This window comes from Xanthobacter sp. YC-JY1, from assembly GCF_021730305.1.
Lineage (GTDB): Bacteria > Pseudomonadota > Alphaproteobacteria > Rhizobiales > Xanthobacteraceae > Xanthobacter > Xanthobacter flavus.
Window position 1 is genome coordinate 5168049 of record NZ_CP032674.1, and the last position, 17169, is coordinate 5185217.

Consider the following 17169-nt stretch of genomic DNA (forward strand, 5'->3'; position numbering starts at 1 on the left):
ATCCGATCCCGAAGTGCCCAGGCCAGAGCGGCCGCAAGAGGCACCAACGGCCCGGCGGAGGAAGGTCCTGAGATGGCCCATGCGATTCCGGCGCATCCCGCGCCCCATCACTATCCGCGCAAGTTCTACCACCACCTTTATTTCCAGGTGATCGTAGCGATCATCGCCGGCTCCCTGCTCGGCCATTTCTATCCGGATTTCGGCGCCAGCCTGAAGCCGCTGGGCGACGCCTTCATCAAGCTGGTGAAGATGGTGATCGCACCGGTCATCTTCCTCACCGTCGTCACCGGCATCGCCGGCATGCGCGACATGGGCAAGGTCGGCCGCGTGGCCGGCAAGGCCATGATCTACTTCCTCACCTTCTCCACGCTGGCCCTCGTCATCGGCCTCATCGTGGCGAACGTGGTGCAGCCCGGCGCCGGGCTCAACATCGATCCCAAGACGCTTGATCCCAAGGCCGTCGCCACCTATGCGGCGAAGGCGCATGACGCCTCCATCATCGGCTTCCTGATGGACATCATCCCGGCGACGCCGGTGTCCGCCATGGCCAATGGCGACATCCTGCAGGTGCTGTTCTTCGCCGTGCTGTTCGGCATCGCGCTCGGCGGCGTGGGCGATCTCGGCACCCCGGTGCTCAAGGTGCTCACCGCGGCCTCCCACGCCATGTTCCGGCTGGTGGCCATCGTGATGAAGGCGGCCCCCATCGGCGCGTTCGGCGCCATGGCCTTCACCATCGGCAAGTACGGCATCGGCTCGGTGAAGAACCTCGCCTTCCTGATCGCCACCTTCTATCTCACGGCGGCGCTGTTCGTGTTCATCGTGCTCGGCCTCGTGGCCCGCTACAACGGCTTCTCCCTGTGGAAGCTCTTGCGCTACATCCGCGAGGAACTGCTCCTCGTGCTCGGCACCTCCTCCTCGGAAGCGGCCCTGCCCGGCCTGATGCTGAAGATGGAGCGCGCCGGCTGCGCCAAGTCGGTGGTCGGCCTCGTGATCCCCACGGGCTATTCCTTCAACCTCGACGGCACCAACATCTACATGACGCTGGCGGCGCTGTTCATCGCCCAGGCCACCGGCATCCACCTGTCGCTGGAAGAGCAGGTCCTGCTGCTGCTCGTCGCCATGCTCTCGTCCAAGGGCGCGGCCGGCATCACCGGCGCCGGCTTCATCACGCTGGCCGCGACGCTCTCGGTGGTGCCGTCGGTTCCGGTGGCGGGCCTCGCCCTCATCCTCGGCATAGACCGCTTCATGTCCGAGTGCCGCGCGCTCACCAACTTCGTCGGCAATGCGGTGGCCACCATCGTCGTCGCCCGCTGGGAAGGCGAGCTGGACAAGGCGAAGCTGCTGCGTGTGCTCGACGGCGAGCCCATCTCGCTGGAAGACGAGTTCGACGAAGGCCTCATCTCCACCGCGCCCGGCGTGAAGGCCGTCGCCTGAGGTCACCGCGCGCTGCGCGACACGGGTCCTCCCCAGCTGCCCGCCTCTTCGGAGGCGGGCTTTTTCTTGTCCGCCGCGCCCCGCTTGACCAGCCAAGGCGGCGGTGACATCCAGACCCTCTGGATCGGGAGCTGACCATGGCAGATGAAGCGGTCGAAACGCCGGAAGAGAATTCGGCGGGCTCTCCCGGCGAGGTGTTCCGCGCCTTCCTGAAGCTGGGACTCATGTCCTTCGGCGGGCCCATCGCCCATCTCGGCTATTTCCGCGCCGAGCTGGTGGAACGCCGCCGCTGGATCGACGACGCCGGCTATGCCGACCTCGTGGCGCTCTGCCAGTTCCTGCCCGGCCCGGCCTCGAGCCAGCTCGGCTTCGCCCTCGGGCTGATCCGCGGCGGCGGCTTCCTCGGCGGGCTCGCGGCCTGGGCCGGCTTCACCCTGCCCTCGGCCATCCTGCTCGCGGCGCTGGCGCTTCTCTCCTCCTATGTCGGCATGTCCGCCCTCAGCGGTGGCGTCATCGGCGGTATCCTGCATGGCCTCAAGCTCGTCGCCGTCGCCGTGGTGGCGCAGGCGGTGTGGGGCATGGCGCGGACGCTGGCCCCCGACCAGCCGCGCGCCGGCATCGCACTGAGCGCCATCGTCATGGTGACCCTCGCCGCCGGCAGCTTCGGCCAGGTGGCAGCCATCGCCATGGGCGCCATTGCCGGGCTGGTCCTGTGCCGGGACGAGACACCGGCCGAGACGCCCGCCTCCGGGCACCTGCCGGTTCCGCTCTCGCGGCGGACGGGCGTGATCCTGCTCGTGGTCTTCGCCCTGCTGCTGGTGCTGCCGCCGGTCTTCAAGGCGGCATCGCCCTATATCGGGGTGTTCGACTCCTTCTATCGCTCCGGCGCGCTGGTGTTCGGCGGCGGCCATGTGGTGCTGCCGCTGCTGCAGGCGGAAGTGGTGACCACCGGCTGGGTCCTGCCCAGCCAGTTCCTCGCCGGCTACGGCCTCGCCCAGGCGGTGCCCGGCCCGCTCTTCACCTTCGCCGCCTGGCTCGGCGCGGTGATGGCGCCGCCGGCCGGCGGGGTCACGGGAGCGGCGGTGGCGCTGGTGGCGGTGTTCCTGCCTGGCCTGCTGCTGGTGACGGGCATGCTGCCCTTCTGGGGCGCGCTGCGGGGCCAGCCTCTGGCGCAGGCGGCCATGCGCGGGGCCAATGCGGCGGTGGTGGGCATCCTGGGCGCCGCGCTCTACACCCCCGTCTTCACCGGCGCCGTGCTGCGGCCGATGGATTTCGCCGCCGCCGTCACCGGCTTCCTGCTGCTCACGGTGTGGAAGGTGCCGCCGCTGGCCGTGGTGGTGGTGCTGGCTGTCCTCGGGCCGTTCCTGACGGGGCTCTATTAGGGCCTCCGCGAGGCGGGAGCCCGCCGACCTCAGGCTCGCGCAAGCCTCGCCCGGCATGCTGCGGCGACGTCCCCGATCCGCGCTCAAGACCGGCGGAGCGCCATGCGCATCCGCGGCAGGGGACGCCCGGAGGAAGCAAGGCACCCCATGGCGACATCCAGCACGGCACCGACGTCCTCCGTCGCGGGGCCGCCCGCATCCGTCAGCGGTCCGCACACCTTGGAAGCGCTCGGGCCGGCCGTGGACATCTCGGCCAATCTCAACGAAATCCTGTGCCTGATGGCCTGGTCCAACGGCAATGCGCGCAAGCTCGCCGGCGAGACCATTTCGGCCTCCTCCGCCGTGGCGCAGATCGCCGCCACCATCGAGACCATCGCCCAGCTCGGTGCCGATGCGGGGAAGGAGACCGGGGACGCCCTGCGGCTCGTCACCTCCGGCGCGGCCAAGACGCGCACCGCCGGGCAGGCCATGAGCGGCATCGCCGAAGCGTTCGGCGAGTTGGAGGCGCGGCTCGCACATCTGAATTCCGCCACCCAGTCCATCGGCGGCTTCGCCACCTCCATCGGCTCCATCTCGCGGCAGACCAAGCTGCTCGCGCTGAACGCCACCATCGAGGCGGCGCGGGCGGGCGAAGCGGGGCGCGGGTTCGCGGTGGTCGCGGCCGAGGTCAAGGCCCTGTCGGAGGAGGCCTCGCGCACCACCGACCTCATCCGCGACCAGCTCCAGGCCCTGTCCGTGGTGGTGAAGGACATGCTGGACGCCATGGGCGCCGGTGCCACCCGGGTCGAGGAGGGGCGCGCCATCGTCGAATCGGTGATGACCGACATGGACGGCATCGAGACCCGCGTCAGCGCCTCCGCCGACGGGGTGGGACGCATCGCCCTGATGCTGGGCGAGCGGCGCGCGGCCTTGCGCGACCTCGCCGACCGGCTCGGCGAGATCGCCCGCCTCGCCAACCAGAACGAGACCGATTCCGCCACCGCCGCCGGCCTGCTCGGCCGCGCCGATGCCATCGCCGGCGACCTCATCTCCCGCGCCTCGGCCGGGGCCGGCGCCACCGCCGCGATCCGCCGCCTCAAGTCCGATCACATGGCGTGGAAGCGGAGCCTCGCCGAATGCCTCGCCGGCGTGACCGCCGCCGATCTCCGCGGATTCCAGGCGCGCAACGCCCCGCTCGGGGGCGGCTTTGCCGAGATCGACGGGGCGGCGGTCGAAGATCCGGCCGTGTTGTCCAAGCTGGCGGCGCTCGGCCGGCAGCTCGCGGCCTGCGGCGAACGGATCGTCGCGGGTACGGCGAGCGGCGACATGGGCGGGGCCATCGACGCCTATATGGCCATGGATACCCTCTCGGCCGACGCCCTGACGCAGATGGCGCGCCTCACGCCCCGTCGATCGAAGGGCGCATCCGCCGCGGCCTGAAGCGGCGGCTTGGGACTCTACCCGTCAGCGCCGGCGGCGCTGGCGGTGCTCTTCCAGCTTCACGCGCACGCCGTCGAGGGCGCGCAGCGTGCCTTCCAGCCGGCGGGCGATGGCGCGGCGGAACTTGGCGGTGACCTCGGGATAGCGTTCCAGAACCTTGGTGAACGCCTCGCGCGGCAGGCGGATGACCACGGTCTCCTCCCCCGCGACGGCGGTTGCGGGGCGTGGGGTCGGGATGATGAGGGCGGTCTCGCCGATGAGCGCACCGGCCGTCACCTGCTTGAGCAGGCGCGGGGCGCCGGGGATCCGCTCGTCGAGCATCCGCAGCCGGCCGGAGACCACCACATAGGCCCCGTCCGACGTCTCGTTGGCGCGGAACAGCACGTCACCCTCGGCGAGCCGCATCTCCTCGGCGCTCTGGGCGAGCAGGCGCACGGCGCCGTCGCTGAGCAGATCGAAGGTGGCGACCCCCCGGAGCAGCGCGATGTCCCTGTCGATGCTCACGGACGACTTTTCCTCAAGTGGCTGTGCATGATGGTGAGGCCCGGCCGTCAGGGCACGAGCTTGTAGCCCCCGGCCTGGGTCGCAAGAAGGGTGGGATTGGAAGGATCGGGCTCGATCTTCTGGCGCAGGCGGTAGATGTGGGTTTCCAGAGTATGCGTGGTGACGCCGGAATTATAGCCCCACACTTCCTGCAGCAGCGTTTCCCGCGGCACCGGATTTTTCCCGGCCCGGTAGAGATAGCGCAGGATGGCCGTCTCCTTCTCGGTTAGGCGGATCTTGGAGCCGCGATCGGTGAGGAGGAGCTTGGCGCCTGGCCGGAAGGAATAAGGACCGATGGCGAACACCGCATCCTCGCTCGCCTCGTGCGAGCGCATCTGGGCACGCAGGCGCGCCAGCAGCACCGCGAAGCGGAACGGCTTCACGATATAGTCGTTGGCGCCGGCCTCCAGCCCCATGATGGTGTCGCTGTCGGTGTCGTGGCCGGTCAGCATCAGGATGGGCGCCTTGAAGCCGTTGCGGCGCATCTGGCGCACGGCGTCGCGCCCGTCCATGTCGGGCAGGCCCACATCCATGATGACGAGGTCGATCGCCCCGTTTTTCGCCTGCTCGACGGCGCCGCCGGCGGTGTCCGCGCCCACGGGCTCGAATTCGTCCTGGAGCGCGAGCTGCTCGATCAGCGCATCGCGCAGCTCCGGGTCGTCCTCGACCACCAGGATTTTCCACGCATTGGCCATCAATTCCTCCTGCGCCCTTGCGGGCGCGCGAATCGCGCAAGTAGAGCATGGACATGGCTCTGCGCAAATTTCCATCCGGGGACGGCTGTGGAGAGGTATCACACTAAGTCATGAAACCGCTTCATCCCGTGGGAATCTCACGCATCGCCGTCAGCCGCCGTCCCGGCGCCCGCCATCTGGGGATTTTGCGGGCCGGCGGACTGTCGATCCCGGTGGCGCTGGGGCGCTCCGGCATCGCCGCCGACAAGCGCGAGGGTGACGGGCGCACCCCCGCCGGACGCTGGCGCATCCTCGCTCTGCTCTACCGGCCCGACCACGGCCCGCGCCCCGTCTCCCGTCTTCCTTCCCGAACCATCCGCCCCGATGACGGCTGGTGCGACGACCGCGCGGACCGGCGCTACAACCGCCCCGTCACGCTGCCGATGGGTGGCGCGCGGAAGGTGTCGCACGAGAAAATGTGGCGCGACGATACGCTCTACGATCTGGTGCTGGTGATCGATCACAACCAGCGCCCCCGCATCCCCGGGCGCGGCTCGGCGGTGTTCGTCCATCTCGCCCGGCCAGGCTTCAAGCCGACGGAGGGCTGCGTGGCGCTGCGCCGGGCGGACATGAAGCGCCTGCTGGCGCGGCTGCGGCCGGGGGCGGTCATCGACATCGTATAAAGGTCTGGTTGCGAGGCGGATCGCGCACGGGCCTTTGCTCCGGGCCGTCATTTCACCGCCCCGGTCGCGGTGCTATAGAGCCGTTCCAATCAGCGGCGGGCGCTCCCGCGCCCGATCCAACGCACGGGACATCATGACCGCGCACACTTCGCCCCACGGGGCGCGCCACCCGCGGGTGGGCCTGTTCTGCACCTGCCTCGTGGACACCATCCGCCCCTCGGTGGGCTTTGCCGCGGCGAAGCTGCTTGAGGATGCGGGCTGCGAGGTGAACGTGCCGCCGCAGACCTGCTGCGGCCAGCCCGCCTTCAATTCCGGCGACCGCGCCACCACCCGGGCGCTGGCGGAAGAGATGATCACGGCATTCGAGACCTTCGATTACGTGGTCGCCCCCTCCGGCTCCTGCGCCGGCATGATCAAGACCCATTATCCCGAGCTGTTCACCGGCGAGCCCGACTGGGCGGGGCGGGTGGAGCGCTTCTGCGCCAAGGTGTTCGAGCTGACCTCCTTCCTCGTGGACGTGCGCGGCGTGACCGGCGTGGCGGCGGCCTATGACGGCACCGTCACCTATCACGACAGCTGCTCGGGCCTGCGCGAGCTGGGGGTGAAGGCGCAGCCGCGCCGGCTCCTCGCCTCGGTGGAGGGGTTGGCGCTTGAGGAAATGAAGGATGCCGACACCTGCTGCGGCTTCGGCGGCACCTTCTGCGTGAAATATCCGGATGTCTCCAACGCCATCGTGGAGAAGAAGGCCGCCAACATCGCCGCCACCGGCGCGGACACGCTGCTCGCCGGCGATCTCGGCTGCCTCATGAACATGGCCGGCAAGCTCCAGCGCGAGGGCCGCGCGGTGCGCGCGCTTCATGTGGCCGAAGTGCTCGCCGGCATGGGCGACGAACCCGCCATCGGCGAACCTGCTGAAAAGGGGGCGAAGCGATGAGCGTCGAGATCACCACCCCCCGCTTCAAGGACAATGCAAAGAAGGCGCTGGCCGACCTGCCGCTGCAGGGGGCGCTCTCCAAGGTCGGCCCCGGCTTCATCGGCAAGCGGGCGGCGGCGGCCGAGAAGCTGCCTGAGTTCGATGGCCTGCGGGACTCGGCGCGCGACATCAAGAACCACACGCTGGCGCACCTCGACCTTTATCTCGAGCGCTTCGAGGCCAAGGCGAAGGCGGCCGGCGGCCACGTGCATTTCGCCGTGGATGCGGCGGATGCGCGGGCCATCGTCACGGACATCTGCCAGCGCCTGGGCGCACGCACCGTGACCAAGGGCAAGAGCATGATCTCCGAGGAGATCGGCCTCAACGACCATCTCGCGGCGGTCGGCATCGAGCCGGTGGAGACGGATCTGGGCGAATATCTCATCCAGATCCGCGGCGAGGCGCCCTCCCACATCATCGCCCCGGCCATCCACCTCAACAAGGATCAGGTGGAAGCCGACTTCCGCCGCGTCCACGCCCATCTCCCCCCGGAGCGCGACCTCTCCGAGCCCACCTCGCTGCTGGCCGAGGCGCGCGGCGAGCTGCGGCAGAAATTCCTCGCGGCGGACGTGGGCATCACGGGCGCGAACTTCCTGGTGGCGGAGACCGGCACGTCCATCATCGTCACCAATGAGGGCAACGGCGACCTCACCCAGACCCTGCCGAAGGCGCACATCGTGCTCGCCTCGCTGGAAAAGCTGGTGCCGACGCTGGAGGATGTGAGCCAGATCCTGCGCGTGCTGGCCCGCTCGGCCACCGGGCAGGACATGAGCGTCTACACCACCTTCTCCACCGGCCCCCGCCGCCCCGACGATCCGGACGGGCCGGGCGAGTATCACGTGGTGATCCTCGACAACGGCCGCTCCGCCATGCTCGGCGGGCAATTGCGCGAGGTGCTGCGCTGCATCCGCTGCGGCGCCTGCATGAACCATTGCCCGGTCTATCACGCGGTGGGCGGGCACGCTTACGGCTGGGTCTATCCCGGCCCTATCGGCTCGGTGCTCACCCCGGCGCTGATCGGCGTGGAGAAGGGGCGCAATCTGCCCAACGCCTCCACCTTCTGCGGCCGCTGCGAGGAGGTGTGCCCCATGCGCATCCCCCTGCCCAAGCTGATGCGGCACTGGCGAGAGAAGGAGTTCGAGCGCCACCTGACCCCCGCGACCCAGCGCTTCGGCCTCGGCGTGTGGGCCTTCTTCGCACGGCGCGGCTGGCTCTACCGGCCGGCGACGCGGCTCGCCATGGGCGCGCTCTCGCTGCTCGGGCGGGCGAAGGGCCGCTTCGCCTCCCTGCCGCTGGCCGGCGGGTGGACGCAGCACCGCGATTTCCCGGCGCCGCAGGGCGGCACCTTCCAGGCCCAATGGCGCGCCCGGCAGGCCGAGCGGCGCGCGGCGCCCCGACAGGAGGCAAGCCGATGAGCTCCCGCGATACCAGTTCCCGCGACACCGTCTTCGCCTCCATCCGGGCATCCCTCGGCGTGACCTCGCAGGAAGCGCCGCGCCGACAAGCGGTGGCGGATCGCCTCGCCGGCCATCCGCGCGGTCTCGTGCCGGCACGCGGGCAATTGCCGGAGGCCGAGCGTCTTGCTCTCTTCCGCGACATGGTGATCGCCGCCGCCGCGACCATCGATCACCTGCCCTCCGCCGCCGAGGTGCCGGAAGCCGTCGCCGCCTATCTCAGGTCGCGCAACCTGCCCATGACCATCCTGCGCGGCGCCGACGCGCGCCTCGCCACTCTGCCGTGGGAGCGCGCGCCGGCCCTTGATGTGTGGATCGGCCCCTCGGACGGGCGCCAGCTCGCCGGCCTCTCCCACGCCTTCGCGGGCGTGGCCGAATCCGGGACGGTGGTGATGCTCTCCGGTCCGGAGAATCCCTCGACGCTGAACCTTCTGCCCGACCATCATCTGGTGGTGGTGGATGCGGCGGATGTGGCGGGAGACTACGAGACGGTGTGGGACCGCATCCGCGCCCGCTATGGCGAGGGCGTGCTGCCGCGCACAGTGAACTGGATCACCGGCCCGTCCCGCTCGGCCGATATCGAGCAGACCCTGCTGCTCGGCGCCCACGGCCCGCGCAGCCTGCATGTGCTGCTGGTGGGCGGACCGACGCGCTGAGGGATCGGGCGGGCGTCAGCCGCGAAGGCGCGACCGGCCGGACTATTCGGACAGGCGCGACGCCCAGATGCCCAGGGCCACGCCCAGCGGCACGGCGAGGAAAATCGCCAGCGCGACCGTGAGGAAGCCGCCGAACAGACAGCCCATGACGGCGCCGGAGATGGCCGAGAACACCGCCACCAACAGGATTCCGCCGGGCGGACGACCGGGCTGGGCCCGAGGGTCTTGCGGCAAAGGCCGGGCCGGCTCGACCCTTCCCCGCCGCTGGCCATCATGACAAAAGACGGGCCATGACGGTGCCAGCGCACTGATCTGCGCGCCATCGGCCGTTCCAATTGCAGGAGCTGAAAACACTTCGTCCTCACCTGACTGAAGGGAAGTGATTTTATCCTATCACAACTTCAGCATGACAGTATACTGAGCTAATCGCAATACGCGAATTTTGTTGCTGACGCGCGTGATGCAGGCGCGACACGGGAGGCGAAAAAACGCCACTGCGCGCGACGCTCCTGTGTCGGATAAGCAATCCGGTATTGCCCGGCCGGCGTTTTGGCGGCAGTAGATCGTTTGATTTTCAGAAACGGTGAGACAATGAAAGTTGGCTTGCGCCTCGTTCGGGCCCTGTTCGCAGCGCTCGTCGTCCTCTGCGTCGCCCAGCCGGCGCTTGCCCAGCAGAACCGGGCCCATGTCTACCTTTTGCGGGGGCTGGCCAACGTCTTCTCGCTGGGCATGGACGATCTCGCCAAGAAGCTGAACGCCCGCGGCATCCCCGCGACGGTGCACGAGTACGGCCAGTGGGCCTCCCTCGCCGATGCCGCCGCCGCCGAGAGCCGGGCCACCGGCAACTCCCCCATCATCATCGTCGGCCATTCCCTCGGGGCCGATGCGGCGGTGGAGATGGCCGAGCGCCTGACCGCGCTGGGCACCCCGCCCAAGCTGGTGGTGACGTTCGATCCGGTGGGCGTGACCCAGGTGGGCGCGTCGGCGGGCTATTTCATCAACTACTACCAGTCGAACAACGGCTACGGTAAGCGCCTGACGGCCGGCCCGGGCTTCCGCGGCAACATCGTCAACCGCAACCTCAATGCCATCGGCGGCATCGACCACTTCAACATCGAGAAGTCGCCGCGCCTCCATGACGAGGTGATCACCCAGGTGCGCTCCATCACCACGCCGAAGCCCAAGCCGAAGCCCAAGCCGGTCGACCCCTCCGCGACGCCGCCGGCGCCGAGCACGGCTCCCGGCACGCAGGCCGCGGCCAAGCCCGGCGCGCCGGGCTGAGGATAGGATTTCGGACGAGGAATTCAGCGGCGGGCTTCGGCCCGCCGTTTTCGTTTGGGGGGCACCGCACCTTTTTCGCCGGCATCGCTCGCCTTGTGCGTGCGGGCCACGGAGCGTCGGAAACGGCGCCGCATTCCCGAACGAAGCGTCACGCGGGGGATGACGGCTCTAAACGCGGCGCGGGCTCTCAGCCCCAGAACGCCCGTATGCCCGCCGCCACCGCCATGGCCACCACCACGGCGAGCAGGTCGCTGCGGGTCAGGCGGCTGACCACGAGCGCGGCGGCGAGGCCGCCCACCATGCCCATATCGCCCTTCACCGCGCCCTGCACCGCGCCGGGCACCAGCAGCGCCACCAGAACAGCGCCGGGCAGGCAGTCGAGCACCCGCCGCACACGTGGCGTCACGGGGACGAGGCGCATCAGCCAGAAGCCGCCGGCGCGGTTGAAGGCGGTGGCCGCTGCCATCACGAGGATGGCGGTGAGGGTGCCGGGATCAACGGTCATCGTCGGTGAACCCGCCTGCGAGCGCGCCCGCGACGGCGCCGATCACGATGAACCACCAGCCCGGCAGCACGAACGACACGGCGGTGGAAACCGCCGCCGCCACGCCCCAGCCCACCGCCTCGCGCTTGCCCTTCCAGTTGGGGAGCAGCATGGCGATGAAGAAGGCGGGCACCACGAGGTCGATGCCCACCGCCTTCGGATCGGGAATGCCACCGCCCACCAGATGACCCACCGCGGTGGCCAGCACCCAGACGAACCATGTGATGAGGCCGGAGCCGACGAAATAGCCCACATCGTTGCCGCCCTCGGCGCGATAGCGCAGCGCGGCGGCCCAGTTGTTGTCGGCCATCATCATCAGCGCCGGATAGGACTTCCACGCCGGCAGGGTGCCGAGCCAGGGCCGCAGCGAGGCGCCCATCAGCACGTGGCGCATGTTCACCGTGAGGGTGAGGAAGCCCAGCGCCAGCAGGGAACCGGCGGTCCAGTGCTGCGTCCAGCCCTCGAGTGCCACCATCTGGGCAAGGCCGGCGAACACGATTGCGCTGGAGACCGTCGCCTCCAGCAGGGTGAAGCTTTTCTGGATGGAGGCGGCGCCGAACGCCATGCCGAAGGCGGCGATGCCGGGCATCAGCGGCAGCATGGCGCGCGCGCCCTCGGCCATGCCGGCGAGGGTCAGGGGTGCGGGATGGGGCTTGGTCATCTGGAGCGGGGCAATCAACAGTCACGTCGCGGAAATACCGACCTTATGGACGTGCCTGCCGGAAAGGCCAACCCGATTTCCCCTTTTCGCCGCGGGCGGAGGGAAGAGGGGCGCTCGTGTCGGCGGGATGCGCGCTGGCCGTCCCAATAACAACCGTCATGCCCGGGCTTGTCCCGGGCATGACGACGGCGAGAAGACATCAGGCACAACAAAACCTTGGCAGCCCACCCCGCGCCTCAGCCCTGCGGCTCCGGCTCGAACAGGCGGGAGAGGCCCTCGTCCCAGGGTGGCACCCCGCCATGGCCCTGGCCGTAGAGGGCGGCGAGGTGGTCGATGAAGACGCGCACCTTCTGCGGCAGGAAGCGGCGGGAGGGATACACCGCGAACAGCCCTACCCGGTGGGAGGCGCGCCAGCGCGGCAGTACCACCTTCAGCGCGCCGGAGCGCAGTTCCGGCCCCACGTCCCAGGTGGAGCGCAGGGCGATGCCCACCGAGGCGAGCACCGCCTCGCGTACCACCTCGTTGGAATTGGTGCGCAGCTGGGAATGCACGCGCAGCGTCACCGGCCCCTCCGGCCCTTCCAGCTTCCACGGGTCCTGGCCGTGGGTGGCGAGCAGGATGTGGGCGGAGAGTTCGGAGATCTGCTTCGGCTCGCCGGCGCGGGCGAGATACTCGGGCGTCGCGCACAGCACCCGGTGGACCGGGGCGAGGCGGCGGGCGACGAGGCTCGAATCGTCGAGATCGGCGATGCGCACCGCCACGTCGAAGCCCTCGCCCACGATGTCCACGAACGAATCCGACAGTTCGAGGTCGATGGTGAGGTCGCGGTTCGCCTCCATCAGCGGCAGCAGGTGGGGGGCGATGTGCAGCCGGCCGAAGGAGGTGGGCGCCGACACCCGCAGCAGGCCCCGCGCCTCGGTGGACTTGCGGGCAAGCTGGCTTTCCGCCTCCTCGATGGAGGCGAGGATGGTGACGACCCGCTCGTAGAAGCCCTGCCCCGCCTCGGTCAGCGCCACCTTGCGGGTGGTGCGCTGGAACAGGCGGGCACCGAGCCGCTCCTCCAGCCGCTGCACCCGCTTCGACACCACCGGCGGGGAGAGCCCCATCTCCCGCCCGGCGGCGGAGAGGCTGCCGGCGGTGACGATGCGCGCGAAGATTTCGAGATCGCCCAGATTGCCGATCATGGATCGGTCCATCCTCCGCTGGCCGGGACCATTGCGCCGGCCGATTGTTTTGTCTTCGGCCGCCGACTTTATCCGCTAGGGAAAGAATGGGCGACGTTTTTTCCCGAATGAACCGATTATAGTTCCTCCAACAAGAACGGCTCAAAGGGACGCCGACATGACGGGAACCACTCCGGGCCTCAGGCTGCCGGAAGCGGATTCGCGGGTGCTTGCCCGACGGGAGGAGATCATCGCCGCGCTTCGGGTCATCGTGCCCGGCGAGGGCGTCATCGCCCATGAACGGGAGATGCGGCCTTACGAATCCGACGGCGTCACGGCCTATCGCCAGCTGCCCCTCGTGGTGGTGCTGCCGTCGACCACCGAGCAGGTGGCGGCGGTCCTGAAATATTGCCATGCCAACGAGATCCGCGTGGTGCCGCGCGGCGCCGGCACCTCGCTCTCCGGCGGCGCGCTGCCGCTCGAGGATGCGGTGCTCATCGGCATGGGCAAGTTCAACCGGGTGCTGGAGATCGACACCGCCAACCGCTGCGCCGTGGTGCAGCCGGGCGTCACCAACCTCGGCATCTCCAAGGCGGTCGACCATCTGGGCTTCTATTACGCGCCCGACCCCTCCTCGCAGATCGCCTGCACCATCGGCGGCAATGTGGGGGAGAATTCCGGCGGCGTGCACTGCCTGAAATACGGACTCACCACCAACAACGTGCTCGGCGTGGAACTGGTGCTCATCACCGGCGAGGTGGTGCGCCTCGGCGGCAAGCACCTCGATGCCGGCGGGCTCGACCTGCTCTCCGTCGTCATCGGGTCCGAGGGGCTGCTGGGCATCGTCACCGAGGTTACGGTGCGCCTCCTCAAGAAGCCAGACACCGCCCGCGCGGTGCTGGTGGGCTTCCCCACCTCCGAGGATGCGGGAGAGTGCGTGGCGCGGATCATCGGCGGCGGCATCATCCCGGCCGCCATCGAGATGATGGACCGCGACGCCATCGCGGCCGCCGAGGCCTTCGTGAACGTGGGCTATCCGCTGGACGTGGAAGCCCTGCTCATCGTCGAGCTGGACGGACCCGAGGCCGAATGCGCCCACCTTCTGGAGGAGGTGACGCGCGTCGCCGAGGGCTGCAATTCCGTCACCCTGCGGGTCTCCACCAGCGAGGCCGAGCGGCTCGGCTTCTGGGCCGGGCGCAAGGCGGCCTTCCCGGCGGTGGGGCGGCTCTCGCCCGACTATCTCTGCATGGACGGCACCATCCCGCGCCGCCAGCTGCCCTACGTGCTCTCGCGCATGCGCGAGCTTTCGGTGCAGTACGGCCTGCGCGTCGCCAACGTGTTCCATGCCGGCGACGGCAACCTCCACCCGCTCATCCTTTATGACGCCAACGCGCCGGGCCAGCTCGACGCGGCGGAGAATTTCGGCGCCGACATCCTGCGGCTGTGCGTGGAGGTGGGCGGCGTGCTCACCGGCGAGCACGGCGTGGGCGTGGAGAAGCGCGATCTCATGCCCACCATGTTCAACGAGGTCGATCTCGCCCAGCAGCTGCGGCTGAAATGCGCCTTCGACGACAAGAGCCTCATGAACCCCGGCAAGGTGTTCCCGACCCTGCACCGCTGCGCCGAGCTTGGCCGGATGCACGTGTCGGGCGGCGCCCTCCCCTTCCCGGACCTGCCGCGTTTCTGAGCGCGCGCCTTCCTCTATCCGAGGCCCAGACATGAGTGACATCATCGCAGTGCGCGACGAGCAGGAGGTCGCGGAGGCGGTCCGCACCGCCCTCGGCGCCGGCAAGACGCTGGAGGTGCGCGGCCACGGCTCGCAGCAGGCCCTCGGCCGGCCGAGCCAGACCGACCTCACCCTCGACCTCTCCGCCCTCTCGGGCGTCACCCTCTACGAGCCGGAGGAACTGGTGCTCTCCGCCCGCGCCGGCACGCCGCGCGCGGACATCGAGGAGATGGTGGCCGCGCGCGGGCAGATGCTCGCCTTCGAGCCCATGGATACCGGCCCGCTGCTGGGCGGGACCGCCGGACGCGGCACGCTGGGCGGCCTGTTCGCGGTGAACCTTGCCGGGCCCCGCCGCATCAGCCACGGCGCCGTGCGCGACCATGCGCTCGGCATCAAGGCGGTGTCCGGACGCGGCGAGCCGTTCAAGTCCGGCGGGCGGGTGGTGAAGAACGTCACCGGCTATGACCTGCCCCGCCTGATGGCCGGGGCCTTCGGCACGCTCTCAATCGCCACCGAGATCACGCTCAAGGTGCTGCCGCGCCCGCCCATGGAGGAAACGGTCATCGCCCGCGTCGCCTCTCCGGGCGAGGCGGCGGCGGCGCTCTCCGCGGCCATGGGGTCCTCCTGCGAGGTGTCGGGGGCCGCCTTCCTGCCGGAAGGCGTGGCGGGGCGCTTGCCGGGCCTTTCCGGCGCGCCTGCCGTGGTGGCGCTGCGGATGGAGGGCGTCGCCCCCTCCGTCACTGCGCGGCGCGCCATGCTGCTCAAGGTGCTGGCCGGCATCGGCCCGGCCGAGGTGCTGGAGACCGAGCCCTCCCGCCCCCTGTGGCAGGCGGTGCGCGACGTGATCCCCTTCGCCGGCTCGGGCGAGCGGGCGGTGTGGCGCCTCTCCACCCAGCCCAAGGTGGGGCCGGAGCTGGCGGCGAAGCTGGTCCAGGATCTCGGCGGCGAGGCCTATTGCGACTGGGCCGGCGGCCTCATCTGGCTCTGCCTGCCGGGCGAAGCGTCCCACGCGGACACGGTGCGCGCGGCCCTCGCCCCGTATGGCGGCCACGCCACCCTCATCCGCGCCAGTGCGGCCGAGCGTGCCCGTTCGGCGGTGTTCCAGCCCCTCGACGGGGCGCTGGCGGCGCTGACCAAGCGGGTGAAGGAGAGCTTCGACCCCGGCCTGGTGCTCAACCCCGGCCGCATGCATGCGGGGATGTGAGATGGCCCGCACCCTCGACCTTCCGTTCCTCCGTCACGGCTGAGCGCCCATGCAGACCCATTTCTCCCTCGCCCAGCTCGCCGATCCGCATGTGGAGGCGGCCAATTCCATCCTGCGCAAGTGCGTGCATTGCGGCTTCTGCACCGCCACCTGCCCGACCTACGTGCTGCTGGGGGACGAGCTGGATAGCCCGCGCGGGCGCATCTACCTCATCAAGGACATGCTGGAGAACGACCGGCCGGCGACGGCCGAGGAGGTGAAGCACATCGACCGCTGCCTCTCCTGCCTCTCCTGCATGTCCACCTGCCCCTCCGGCGTCAACTACATGCACCTCGTGGACACCGCCCGCGTCCATATCGAGAAGACCTATTCGCGCCCCGCCCCCGACCGGATGATCCGGGAAGTGCTGGCGAAGGTGCTGCCCTATCCCGACCGCTTCCGCCTCGCCCTCATGGGTGCGCTGGCCGGCAAGCCGTTCGCCGGGCTGTTCGCCAGGGTGCCGGCGCTGAAGCCGCTTGCCGCCATGCTGCGCCTCGCCCCCGGCCTGCCCCATGGCCGCGCGGCGGACGACAAGGGCGGCGTGCATCCCGCGCAGGGCACCCGCCGGGCGCGGGTGGCGCTGCTCAAGGGCTGCGCCCAGCCGGTACTGAACCCCGGCATCGACGAAGCCGCCATCCGCCTCCTCACCCGGCAGGGCGTGGACGTGGTGCGGGTGAAGGGTGAGGGCTGCTGCGGCGCGCTGGTCCATCACATGGGCCGGGAGGACGAGGCGCTCAATTTCGCCCGCAACAATGTGGACGTGTGGATCAGGGAGATGGAGACCGAGGGGCTCGACGCCATACTCGTCACCACCTCCGGCTGCGGCACGCCCATCAAGGACTATGGCTACATGCTGCGCCTCGACCCCGCTTATGCGGAGAAGGCGGCGCGGGTCTCGGCCATCACGCGGGACATCAGCGAGTTCCTGCCCACCCTCGATCTGCCGAAGGCCGAGACGCCGCGCGGGATGCGGGTCGCCTACCATTCCGCCTGCTCGCTCCAGCACGGGCAGAAGGTGAAGACGCCGCCCATGGACCTCCTGCGCCGCGTCGGCTTCGAGGTGGTGGAGCCGTTCGACCCGCATCTGTGCTGCGGCTCGGCCGGCACCTACAACATGCTCCAGAGCGAGATTGCCGGGCAGCTCAAGGCCCGCAAGGTGGCGACGCTCGAGGCGCTGGCCCCCGACGTGATCGCCGCCGGCAATATCGGCTGCATGACGCAGATCGGCTCCGGCACCGGCATTCCCATCGTCCACACGGTGGAGCTGCTGGACTGGGCCACCGGCGGCCCCGCCCCCGCCGCTTTGGCCGGACGGGCGAAAGCGGCCTGAGGA

17 protein-coding genes are annotated in these 17169 nt (G+C 69.8%); 11 read left to right on the top strand and 6 right to left on the bottom strand.

Annotated features, from left to right (window positions below):
- Window positions 1-72: 72 nt before the first annotated feature.
- The 3 genes from D7006_RS24265 (at window position 73) to D7006_RS24275 (ending at window position 4235) form a co-directional block, all read left to right on the top strand.
- On the top strand, window positions 73-1434 hold the full coding sequence (locus D7006_RS24265; RefSeq protein ID WP_169123512.1) for a dicarboxylate/amino acid:cation symporter: 1362 nt from the start codon (window positions 73-75) through the stop codon (window positions 1432-1434).
- 137 nt (window positions 1435-1571) lie between these two features.
- Window positions 1572-2816 carry a chromate efflux transporter gene (gene chrA, locus D7006_RS24270; protein WP_237354860.1) on the top strand — a complete coding sequence of 415 codons (1245 nt, stop codon included), beginning with the start codon at window positions 1572-1574 and terminating at the stop codon, window positions 2814-2816.
- 147 nt (window positions 2817-2963) lie between these two features.
- The gene (locus D7006_RS24275) at window positions 2964-4235 is read left to right on the top strand and encodes a methyl-accepting chemotaxis protein (protein WP_237354861.1); all 1272 of its coding nucleotides are present in this window, start codon (window positions 2964-2966) and stop codon (window positions 4233-4235) included.
- Between the two features lie 24 nt (window positions 4236-4259).
- Here D7006_RS24275 and D7006_RS24280 read toward each other — a convergent pair whose 3' ends face one another.
- Window positions 4260-4739 carry a Crp/Fnr family transcriptional regulator gene (locus D7006_RS24280; RefSeq protein WP_024281374.1) on the bottom strand — a complete coding sequence of 160 codons (480 nt, stop codon included), beginning with the start codon at window positions 4737-4739 and terminating at the stop codon, window positions 4260-4262.
- 47 nt (window positions 4740-4786) lie between these two features.
- A complete protein-coding gene (locus D7006_RS24285; protein WP_169123509.1) occupies window positions 4787-5473 on the bottom strand; it encodes a response regulator transcription factor in 687 nt (228 codons plus the stop codon).
- 110 nt (window positions 5474-5583) lie between these two features.
- Here D7006_RS24285 and D7006_RS24290 point away from each other — a divergent pair, with 110 nt between their 5' ends.
- From D7006_RS24290 to D7006_RS24305, 4 genes are all read left to right on the top strand, one after another.
- The gene (locus tag D7006_RS24290; RefSeq protein WP_237354862.1) at window positions 5584-6135 is read left to right on the top strand and encodes a L,D-transpeptidase; all 552 of its coding nucleotides are present in this window, start codon (window positions 5584-5586) and stop codon (window positions 6133-6135) included.
- Between the two features lie 133 nt (window positions 6136-6268).
- Window positions 6269-7069, top strand: a complete 801-nt coding sequence (locus tag D7006_RS24295; protein ID WP_229645909.1) for a (Fe-S)-binding protein — start codon at window positions 6269-6271, stop codon at window positions 7067-7069.
- Window positions 7066-8523 carry a lactate utilization protein B gene (locus tag D7006_RS24300; RefSeq protein ID WP_237354863.1) on the top strand — a complete coding sequence of 486 codons (1458 nt, stop codon included), beginning with the start codon at window positions 7066-7068 and terminating at the stop codon, window positions 8521-8523. Before D7006_RS24295 ends, D7006_RS24300 begins: the two co-directional genes overlap by 4 nt.
- Entirely contained in the window at window positions 8520-9218 is a 699-nt protein-coding gene (locus D7006_RS24305; protein WP_237354864.1) for a lactate utilization protein, read from the top strand. Before D7006_RS24300 ends, D7006_RS24305 begins: the two co-directional genes overlap by 4 nt.
- A gap of 42 nt (window positions 9219-9260) precedes the next feature.
- On the opposite strand, the gene D7006_RS24310 is transcribed toward D7006_RS24305, so the two are convergent.
- Window positions 9261-9398, bottom strand: a complete 138-nt coding sequence (locus D7006_RS24310; protein ID WP_237354865.1) for a hypothetical protein — start codon at window positions 9396-9398, stop codon at window positions 9261-9263.
- Between the two features lie 423 nt (window positions 9399-9821).
- On the opposite strand from D7006_RS24310, the gene D7006_RS24315 reads away from it, so the two are divergent.
- The gene (locus tag D7006_RS24315) at window positions 9822-10499 is read left to right on the top strand and encodes a thioesterase domain-containing protein (protein ID WP_169123503.1); all 678 of its coding nucleotides are present in this window, start codon (window positions 9822-9824) and stop codon (window positions 10497-10499) included.
- Window positions 10500-10686: 187 nt separating this feature from the next.
- Here D7006_RS24315 and D7006_RS24320 read toward each other — a convergent pair whose 3' ends face one another.
- The 3 genes from D7006_RS24320 to D7006_RS24330 all read right to left on the bottom strand — a co-directional run bounded on the left by D7006_RS24320 (window position 10687) and on the right by D7006_RS24330 (window position 12888).
- The gene (locus tag D7006_RS24320; protein ID WP_229645917.1) at window positions 10687-11004 is read right to left on the bottom strand and encodes an AzlD family protein; all 318 of its coding nucleotides are present in this window, start codon (window positions 11002-11004) and stop codon (window positions 10687-10689) included.
- Window positions 10994-11722 (bottom strand): AzlC family ABC transporter permease, encoded by a 729-nt coding sequence (locus tag D7006_RS24325; protein ID WP_237354866.1) that lies wholly within the window; start codon window positions 11720-11722, stop codon window positions 10994-10996. The genes D7006_RS24320 and D7006_RS24325 overlap by 11 nt, the downstream gene beginning before the upstream one ends.
- A gap of 218 nt (window positions 11723-11940) precedes the next feature.
- On the bottom strand, window positions 11941-12888 hold the full coding sequence (locus tag D7006_RS24330; RefSeq protein ID WP_237354867.1) for a LysR family transcriptional regulator: 948 nt from the start codon (window positions 12886-12888) through the stop codon (window positions 11941-11943).
- Window positions 12889-13045: 157 nt separating this feature from the next.
- Between D7006_RS24330 and D7006_RS24335 the strand changes: the two genes are divergently transcribed.
- The 3 genes from D7006_RS24335 to glcF are packed head-to-tail and all read left to right on the top strand — an operon-like array spanning window position 13046 to window position 17166.
- Window positions 13046-14554 carry an FAD-linked oxidase C-terminal domain-containing protein gene (locus D7006_RS24335; protein ID WP_237354868.1) on the top strand — a complete coding sequence of 503 codons (1509 nt, stop codon included), beginning with the start codon at window positions 13046-13048 and terminating at the stop codon, window positions 14552-14554.
- A gap of 31 nt (window positions 14555-14585) precedes the next feature.
- Complete coding sequence (glcE, locus tag D7006_RS24340) at window positions 14586-15797, top strand: glycolate oxidase subunit GlcE (RefSeq protein ID WP_237354869.1); 1212 nt, start codon at window positions 14586-14588, stop codon at window positions 15795-15797.
- 49 nt (window positions 15798-15846) lie between these two features.
- Window positions 15847-17166, top strand: coding sequence for a glycolate oxidase subunit GlcF (gene glcF, locus D7006_RS24345; RefSeq protein WP_237354870.1), 1320 nt, complete (start codon window positions 15847-15849; stop codon window positions 17164-17166).
- Window positions 17167-17169 lie beyond the last annotated feature (3 nt).